Genomic DNA, 9,131 nt, shown 5'->3' with positions numbered 1-9,131 from the left:
TGGAGGTCCGAACCGGGTAATGTTGAAAAATTATCGGATGACGTGTGGCTAGGAGTGAAAGGCTAATCAAGCCCGGAGATAGCTGGTTCTCCCCGAAAGCTATTTAGGTAGCGCCTCGTGAATGATTACCGGGGGTAGAGCACTGTTTCGGCTAGGGGGCTGTCATGGCTTACCAAACCGATGCAAACTCCGAATACCGGCTAATTGAATCACGGGAGACACACGGCGGGTGCTAACGTCCGTCGTGAAGAGGGAAACAACCCAGACCGCCAGCTAAGGTCCCCAAGTTATGGTTAAGTGGGAAACGATGTGGGAAGGCACAGACAGCCAGGAGGTTGGCTTAGAAGCAGCCACCCTTTAAAGAAAGCGTAATAGCTCACTGGTCGAGTCGGCCTGCGCGGAAGATGTAACGGGGCTAAAACCATACACCGAAGCTGCGGATGTGTAGTAATACACGTGGTAGGGGAGCGTTCTGTAAGCTGATGAAGGTTCATTGAGAAGTGGGCTGGAGGTATCAGAAGTGCGAATGCTGACATGAGTAACGATAAAGAAGGTGAAAAACCTTCTCGCCGGAAGTCCCAGGTTTCCTGCACGACGTTAATCGGAGCAGGGTGAGTCGGCCCCTAAGGCGAGGCAGAAATGCGTAGTCGATGGGAACCAGGTTAATATTCCTGGACTTTTTATAAGTGGTGAAGTGGGGACGAAGAAGGCTAGATGAGCCGGGCGTTGGTTGTCCCGGTACTTGCATGTAGGCGGAGAGACCTGGCAAATCCGGTTTCTCATTAACGCGGAGGTGCGAAGTGGTTCTGACCTTTCGGGGTGCAGAGAAGTCATTAATGCCAGGCTTCCAGGAAAAGCTGCTAGCCATAACTTATAGAAAACCGTACCGCAAACCGACACAGGTGGACAAGTAGAGAATACTAAGGCGCTTGAGAGAACTCGGGTGAAGGAACTAGGCAAAATGGTACCGTAACTTCGGGAGAAGGTACGCCCTTGCCGGTTAGTTGTTTTACATAACGAAGCTGGTGAGGGCCGCAGAGACCAGGTGGCTGCGACTGTTTATTAAAAACACAGCACTCTGCAAATTCGTAAGAAGACGTATAGGGTGTGACGCCTGCCCGGTGCCGGAAGGTTAATTGATGGGGTCATCTTCGGAGAAGCTCTTGATCGAAGCCCCGGTAAACGGCGGCCGTAACTATAACGGTCCTAAGGTAGCGAAATTCCTTGTCGGGTAAGTTCCGACCTGCACGAATGGCGTAACGATGGCCACACTGTCTCCACCCGAGACTCAGTGAAATTGAAATCGCTGTGAAGATGCAGTGTACCCGCGGCTAGACGGAAAGACCCCGTGAACCTTTACTATAGTTTTGCACTGGACTTTGATGATAACTGTGTAGGATAGGTGGGAGGCTAGGAAGTGCAGACGCTAGTTTGCATGGAGCCAACCTTGAAATACCACCCTGTTATTATTGAGGTTCTAACTTGGGCCCATAATCTGGGTTGAGGACAGTGTATGATGGGTAGTTTGACTGGGGCGGTCTCCTCCCAAAGAGTAACGGAGGAGCACAAAGGTACCCTCGGTACGGTCGGACATCGTACCAAGAGTGTAAAGGCAAAAGGGTGCTTGACTGCGAGACTGACGGGTCGAGCAGGTACGAAAGTAGGTCTTAGTGATCCGGTGGTTCTGTATGGAAGGGCCATCGCTCAACGGATAAAAGGTACTCCGGGGATAACAGGCTGATACCGCCCAAGAGTTCATATCGACGGCGGTGTTTGGCACCTCGATGTCGGCTCATCACATCCTGGGGCTGAAGCAGGTCCCAAGGGTATGGCTGTTCGCCATTTAAAGTGGTACGCGAGCTGGGTTTAGAACGTCGTGAGACAGTTCGGTCCCTATCTGCCGTGGGCGTAGGAAAATTGAGAGGAGCTGCTCCTAGTACGAGAGGACCGGAGTGGACGAACCTCTGGTGTTCCGGTTGTGACGCCAGTCGCATTGCCGGGTAGCTAAGTTCGGACGGGATAACCGCTGAAAGCATCTAAGCGGGAAGCCTCCCTCAAGATGAGTTTTCCCATGAAGCCCGTTGAAGACTACGACGTTGATAGGCGAGGTGTGGAAGCGCAGTAATGCGTGAAGCTAACTCGTACTAATTGGCTGATTGTCTTGACCATATAACCTGAATTGCTTTGAGGTTATAGGCAATAATGAAAGACGAATACGTTTGTGTTACCTCATATTCTTTACCGGCCTCCTGGCTATCGCAGTTAACCCTGCTTTAACCAGAACAGGCAAACCAGTTTTCCTGGCGACCATAGCGGTTTGGAACCACCTGACTCCATCTCGAACTCAGAAGTGAAACAGACCCGCGCCGATGATAGTGTGGAGTTTCTCCATGCGAAAGTAGGTCATCGCCAGGGCTTTTTTCCTAAGCGGCTTAATAGCCGCTTTTTTTTTGTCAAAAATAAATACCGTTTAAGTGACTCTGAAATTAGCGTTTAACAGCAACGCCATCCCTACATACTCTTTTGCCAATCCCTAATAATGACGTCTATTTGAGGCTCGTGAGATGGGATGATTAGCTTGTTAAAGGGCATTCAAACGCTGAAGATCGTTCCCTACGCATTGATTTCTAAACCTTGCAATATGAAGGATGGGATGGTTGAGGAATAATTACATTTCTACGACCGAATTTTGCACCACATAATGCTGGAGCAACTATTCCTGCTTATATTAAATCGATTACAAAGCGCTCTAGTACTCTCAATTAAGTCAAGATATCAGCGTGCTTTATAATGGTTTAAGGGTACAAACCATACTTAATGAAATCGATTATTAATCCTATTGGGACACCACCAGGGTTGCACTTCGTGGGCTACTGTCGCAGTTTTTCAGCAGTATTTAATTAGAGTCCGGCATGAATGTAACTTATTCACTATCAACATGATAGGTTAATTTTATGCCAAATCCCTCGCTAACTTGAACGCTGCAAGCAGCGTATTAAAAGAAAGACGGTTACGGTGATCAAGAAAAGAAGGTATTTCGAAAGCATACAATCAGTCAAGCAAATGCTCGCCACGGGGCTTTCTGCCTGCTGGATAAGCAGTTACTTACATCGTGCAGTTGTCCATCTTCAGTGTAATTCACACTCCTCTTCTGTCCAGCTATCCATAAGTTTTAAGCTCGTTAACCAACCGTTGCAAATTAAAATGAGGTTCTTACACTTTGCGCCTTTTCATGGATACACCATAATACCCATGAGCCATGTGTTCTTTCGCCTGTTGTTTCAGCTCAACTCTTATCTTGCCACCTTGTCGCATCGAATCTTAGTTGAACTTAAAAACAGTGCGCAACCCAGTTGTTTTCTACCTGTATGTGATGTCGATTGTTCTTGCTTAGTTTAATGAACCTATGAGGGATCGGGTTTACTCCTCACACGTTGTGTTACGGTAAATAAGAATAAGAACAGTAAGGAATGGGATTGGATGTAGATGGATTTCAGAGGTGGAGTAGTCAGCGACAATTGGGCGGATTTAATCCGTCCACATGCCGTCCGATTGCGGTCTGCATAGGGTGTGGATTCTACTGTTCAAGAAGCGAGTATCCCTTATCCTGCTTTGGCGAATCTACTCATTAAAAAGTAGTGGTGCTTGCAGTGAGAGTCGGCAAAGATCTTAATGAACGTTGTCATCAAGGCCAAAAAATTTAGCAAGAGGGTTTAAGCCATTTAAAGCACCTGCCTTTTACATTCTTCAAGCAAGTATGCTCGCGGGAAGCCTGGGGCACAAGGATTTATCAAAATTGCTTTAAACCGGGGGTACTGGAAATAAAAAGCCTGCTTGGCAGTATTCACAAGCAGGCTTGAAATTTAAAGGCTGGGATCTTAATCATTAGCGAAAGTCGTTTTTCTCGCTCCGATAAGATTCGGCAATCGCATATCTTTGAGACGCTCATGCAATTTAGTAAACATAATGGGGAACACGCCATTGCCGGTGACATTTGCTGTTGTACCAAAAGGATCACAGATCAAATAAATTGCAGTAATTAAACCAACCATGTCACTGGAAAAACCAAGATGGGCTTCCAAAAGAGGAGTAACGACGATAATGACTCCGCCGGGAACTGCTGCAACAGCATATTTCGCCAACGCTGTGTAGAAGGCAAAAATAATAAAGGTATGCACGGATGGCAGTGGCAGACCAAAGGTTAAGATAGTTGCTAGCGCCAAAATAGGAACACCAATAGCACTACCGATAGTATGAATGTTAATAATAGCTGGAACGAGCATCTTTGCCTTTTCAGCATCATTAAGATTTTTTTCGGTTGAGACGAGTAGTACTGGCATTGAAGCGGCGCTCGAAATAGTACTTAAACCAGTTAAACTAGCTGGCAATACATTTTTTAAGTAGAAAAAGAATTTTTTAAGTGAAAAATTACTCGCTGTGAGGTACCAGAAGGTAAGATATAGCCATTGAGTGGCAATAATTAATACTAAAATTGGGCCGTATAATTTCAACGATGTTTGTAAAACCTGTTCATATTCAAGCTTGAACAAAAAACCTAGGATAAAAAAGGGTAGCAAAGGAATAAACAGTTTTTTTAGGAAACCATTGGCTGCTTTATTTAAATTGGTGCCTATTTTTTTTGCTATTGGATTAGGACGTAAAGAAAAGAAGATACCTGTAAAAAAGCCAATTAATAACGCAATATCATTAGAAATAAGCTTTGTTAAGTGAAATTGCCAGGCTGGTACTAACTGGGGCATTGAATCGATGCTGGCGGCATTGAAATGAAAGAGACTCAGCCCAATGTAGCCAGAAGTATAACCAAACATTAACGCTGTAAAATTAGACGCAAAAACGCAAATGATAAGTAAAAATACGAAAAATACGGCGCCTTTTTGTAAATTTCCCAGGCATGAAAAGACAAAACTAAAAATAATAAACGGCATGAAAAATTCAAGTACGGCCTTCATGCTCAGGCTAAATGCATAACTGATAGACTTAATTTGAACGGGTATGTATTGACCAAAAAGCAGTGGAACTAAAAATATAGCCAAAAGGATGAGTGGCAGTTTAAATTTTTTAAAATCTAGATGCATGTTATTCCTTTAATTAAAAATTAAAATATTTGCAGCGGTAAAAGCTACATGGGCAAGCGTATCTCGTCAATTATAATTAGTGATTAATTGTATTCAGTGTTGATATTAAATACGTTAACCATCAATTTGAAGCAGTTTGGCTTACGCTTATCCTCTTTTTTTACTCGCCTCACTTCAATTGGTTGAGCCATGAGTGGTTTTATAATTGAGCATAATGGCAATTATTTTTAATTTTTACAAGAGGAATTGGTCAATAAGAGGAAGGAATTGCCCATTTTAAGGATAGAAACCCTTCTCTTTGATAATAAAGAATTCACGTCAGCTTTCTTTGAGAGGTTTGTTGATATTCCCGCTACTGGGGCCGAAAATGTTAATTCCTGTGTTCGATGCCCGTAAATCAATCCTTTTCGCCCCCAGCTAGCGACATGTCAACAGACCCTACTGCGGTGGGTACAAATAGTTATTTTTTATTCTAACATAGTGTTCAGCAGAATATTCTAAGTTAGTTAATTCTTCGTTCGTTAAAAGCCTCACTGCGCGAGCCGGATTACCCAGATATAAATAACCGCTTTGAAGACGTTTCCCTGGGGGAACAAGGCTGCCTGCAGCAACCATAACATGGTGTTCAATATGAACTTTATCCAGAATCAACACACCCATCCCTATCAGACAATAATCGTCTATCGTACAAGCATGTAACACAGCTTTATGGCCAATAGTTATACCTTTGCCAAGAATGAGTGGTTGGCCGCCTGGGGTGAACGGACCATCATGGGATACATGTAAAACGGCACCATCCTGAATATTGCAAGCTTCACCGATCCGGATGTAATTCACGTCGCCTCGAATAACAGCCATAGGCCATACTGACACATCATTAGCAAGTGTTACATCGCCAATAACAGCAGCTTGAGGGTCAATATAGACCTTTTCACCAACAAGAGGTGACTTATTTTCATAAGAACGAATAGTCATTTTTATACCATGGTTACCAATTCTTCGGCGCTAGTCGGATGGATGGCGACAGTATCGTCAAAATCGCGTTTGGTTGCGCCCATTTTAACAGCAACGCCAAATCCTTGCAGCATTTCATCAACGCCATAACCAATCATATGAAGACCGATAATTTTTTCATTTTTTCCCTGAGTAACCAATTTCATCGCTGTTGGGGTTTTTACTTCACTTAACGCGTCATACATGGGATTAAAGCGAGTTTGATAAATTCTAATATCTTCTTTACCAAATTTGGCTATGGCTTCTTCTTCACTCAATCCAACGCTGCCAACTGGCGGATGGCTAAAAATTACTGAGCAAATATTCTCATAATTGAGATGTGCTTTTTTCTGTCCACCGAAGAGACGATCGGAGAGTCGACGGCCAGCGGCGATAGCAACAGGTGTCAAGGCTGGCGCGGCAGTGACATCGCCAATGGCATAAATACCGGGTATCGACGTATTTTGATAGCAATCAACGTTGATAAGACCACGGTTATCTCTATCCATACCAAGAGCTTCCAGATTTAAACCGAAGGTACGTGGAGACCTGCCAACAGCAGCAATCACTGTATCCAGATCAGAAATCATAGAGCCGCTATGGCATTTAATCGCTTTGCGCCCATCTTCTTGCATGATAATACGTTGGGCATTATGGTTGACATGAATCTTGATGCCTTGTTGTTTCATAATTTCTATTAGGGTATCTCCTAACATCGCATCAAATCGAGTCAGAGGGCGCTCCCCGCGAATAAGTAAATGGGTTTCCGCGCCAAGGCTGTGCAGCAAACCTGCCAATTCCACACCAATATAACCACTCCCAATCACAGCTACTTTATTTGGTCTGGAGGCAAGCGAAAAGAAACCATCTGAATCGATAGCATATTCAACTCCTTCCAAGTCATTGGGAAGCAAGGGTTGGCCCCCAGTAGCGATTATAATATGATCTGCCTGATAGGTTTTTCCGCAAACATCAACGGTGTTAGCGTCAACGAATACCCCTTTGCCGTGTAAATAGGTCATGTTATATTCGTTGAAGCGTTTGGCGTAATTTTCTCGCAATCTCTCAATGTAAGCATTGCGTTTACTGACTAGTGTTTGCCAATCCAATTTTATATTGACAGGATGGAAGCCATAGTCAGGTGATTTTCTTAATGTGTCTGCCACCATTGAGGCATTGAACATGACTTTTTTGGGAACACAGCCGAGATTGACGCAGGTACCGCCGAGATGATTTTCTTCAATTACCGCCACTTTAGCGCCGTGGCGAGCAGCACGTACTGCACTGGCAATACCACCGCTTCCCCCACCTAAAACCAGTAGATCAAATTTCATGTTTGTCCCTAATCTTAACTATTTCTCTAGAATGTAGCATTGAATACACCCGGCTACCATATTGAAATACACTGTTAACCATCATTAGGGAGAAATGGGCGATGCCGGAGTCGCTGGCTCTATTTCTTCCTTCTCTGGCGGGGGCTCAATTCGAAATAGCCTGGCATCTTTTTTACTGTGATTTTCCTCTTTCTTCAGTCGCTTTGGTGCATCCGTTGGTGAACTGGGCGGCGAAAGGTCTTGTTGTCTTTTGCTCACTCGTTTGGGGGAAGATGGGGCGGCTACAATGTTATTGTCTGGCATTTGTATACGATGCAAAACTCGCGGGAGGGTTGTGGCGGACATGGACTGTTGCGCGCTAGCTCCATGTTCGTCCTGTAAAATCTCGCAAAAAAGGTCGTAAGGTATTTTATGCACGATTCTGGGCTTATCAGGAGCACTTGCATCATTTGGATCGATATAATAAATATTACCGCCACCCTCTAATTCGGCGCCAATAATTTTGATGATGTGTGTCTCTTCGCCTTTTTCATTATCAGTCTTTTTTATTGTGGTATGAATGAGATAGCCGTCGTCTTCGGATGCGGCAAATTGATGAAGAGGGGGTTCAGCAGAGGTTTCAATAAGGTCATAATCAATTTCAGCAATGCACTCGCCTTCACGTAGTTCATTCACCAGGGCCTGCAACCCTTTTGCCGGATGCCAAGGGGAAGGAGTACAGCCTTGAAGGCGCCATATGTGGTTAATGATGACACGGTCGTAATAGGTTGATAGCTCATCTAAACTGAGTTCCTCTAAAGATAAATCAATTTTACTTGCCTCAAGTACTTCAGAAACCGCTTGTTTTACGTCAAATCGAAGTTCCTGACTGACAGCAGTGATAGCATCAATCAACGCTTTAGCCTGACGATTTAGGGTAAAATAAGTCAAATCATCAAACTCTCTATTGCCTAAAAAATCCTGGAAGAGACGAACAGCGTCTTCTGATGCAGGCCTGTGTTGCAAAATCATATTGGCAAAAGTCAATTCAGTGAATTCAGATATCGTATCGCTTGCTGCCTCTTTTGATGCCTGGGCTTTAAACGATTCAAACTGCTCGTTAAACCAATCTACAATGGCATCTTCCCGCGCTTTAAGTTTTGTTTGGTATGTACAAATTTTGCGGTAAGTTGAAATAATTTTTTCGTAATTGCGTTCCGGCCCCATATAGAACTTGCCAAACCATTGTGTTTTGGAGGCGTAATACCAGCAAAGCCCTCCTTTCTGTTCCGATTGATATTGTGAGGCCGTTGAGTCAGACAATCGCACCACACGCCTACCATCAAGATAGGAAAGTGTTAAGTGGTTTCCTGAGGGTAAATTTTCTTCCAGGGATTTGATTCCAGCTGTTGCTAAAGTATTTTTATAAGCCTTACCACTAGGAAGTTTACGGATAACTTTTTGTTTGTCGTTTATATAAAACATAACTCAACCTTATTTTAAAGAAGATACCAATTTTTTTGTCGCCAATTAGAATTCGGGTACGCGAAAAAGGAAGGCATTCTAAACAAATTATCCCCGGTTTGTTACTAATAAAGTAGAGTCAATAAATAGTATTGGCCTATTACAGGGGATTACTGGCATAAACGATTTATTGAGTTAGTCATGATTCTCTTGAGATTTACATGAAATACGGCGAGCCTTTCATTATACTAATTTAAAGCGTGTA

At 43.8% G+C, this 9,131-nt stretch carries 4 protein-coding genes and 2 rRNA genes (1 of these 6 cut by a window edge); 2 read left to right on the top strand and 4 right to left on the bottom strand.

What is annotated here, in order from left to right; all coding sequences use genetic code 11:
- Both DYC89_RS12700 and rrf read left to right on the top strand, forming a co-directional pair.
- Positions 1 to 2,169 (top strand): 23S ribosomal RNA (locus DYC89_RS12700); it begins 728 nt to the left of the window's first position.
- Positions 2,170 to 2,299: 130 nt separating this feature from the next.
- Positions 2,300 to 2,415 (top strand): 5S ribosomal RNA (gene rrf, locus DYC89_RS12695).
- Positions 2,416 to 3,878: 1,463 nt separating this feature from the next.
- Here the strand turns inward: rrf and DYC89_RS12690 are convergent.
- The 4 genes from DYC89_RS12690 to DYC89_RS12675 all read right to left on the bottom strand — a co-directional run bounded on the left by DYC89_RS12690 (position 3,879) and on the right by DYC89_RS12675 (position 8,887).
- Entirely contained in the window at positions 3,879 to 5,096 is a 1,218-nt protein-coding gene (locus DYC89_RS12690; RefSeq protein ID WP_115222116.1) for a cation:dicarboxylate symporter family transporter, read from the bottom strand.
- A 438-nt stretch (positions 5,097 to 5,534) separates the two neighbouring features.
- The gene (locus DYC89_RS12685; RefSeq protein ID WP_115222115.1) at positions 5,535 to 6,071 is read right to left on the bottom strand and encodes a gamma carbonic anhydrase family protein; all 537 of its coding nucleotides are present in this window, start codon (positions 6,069 to 6,071) and stop codon (positions 5,535 to 5,537) included.
- A gap of 2 nt (positions 6,072 to 6,073) precedes the next feature.
- The gene (gorA, locus tag DYC89_RS12680) at positions 6,074 to 7,423 is read right to left on the bottom strand and encodes a glutathione-disulfide reductase (protein ID WP_115222114.1); all 1,350 of its coding nucleotides are present in this window, start codon (positions 7,421 to 7,423) and stop codon (positions 6,074 to 6,076) included.
- A gap of 84 nt (positions 7,424 to 7,507) precedes the next feature.
- On the bottom strand, positions 7,508 to 8,887 hold the full coding sequence (locus tag DYC89_RS12675; protein ID WP_115222113.1) for a hypothetical protein: 1,380 nt from the start codon (positions 8,885 to 8,887) through the stop codon (positions 7,508 to 7,510).
- Positions 8,888 to 9,131 lie beyond the last annotated feature (244 nt).

This window comes from Legionella donaldsonii (genome assembly GCF_900452385.1).
GTDB lineage: Bacteria > Pseudomonadota > Gammaproteobacteria > Legionellales > Legionellaceae > Tatlockia > Tatlockia donaldsonii.
Note: the sequence above shows the minus strand (reverse complement) of the source record. Positions and strands in the feature narration are given on the sequence as shown.

Bases quoted from the DNA above. Each gene is read 5' to 3' on its own strand.
- DYC89_RS12690 (WP_115222116.1), bottom strand. From the start codon at position 5,096: ATGCATCTAGATTTTAAAAAATTTAAACTGCCACTCATCCTTTTGGCT.
- DYC89_RS12685 (WP_115222115.1), bottom strand. From the start codon at position 6,071: ATGACTATTCGTTCTTATGAAAATAAGTCACCTCTTGTTGGTGAAAAG.
- gorA (WP_115222114.1), bottom strand. From the start codon at position 7,423: ATGAAATTTGATCTACTGGTTTTAGGTGGGGGAAGCGGTGGTATTGCC.
- DYC89_RS12675 (WP_115222113.1), bottom strand. From the start codon at position 8,887: ATGTTTTATATAAACGACAAACAAAAAGTTATCCGTAAACTTCCTAGT.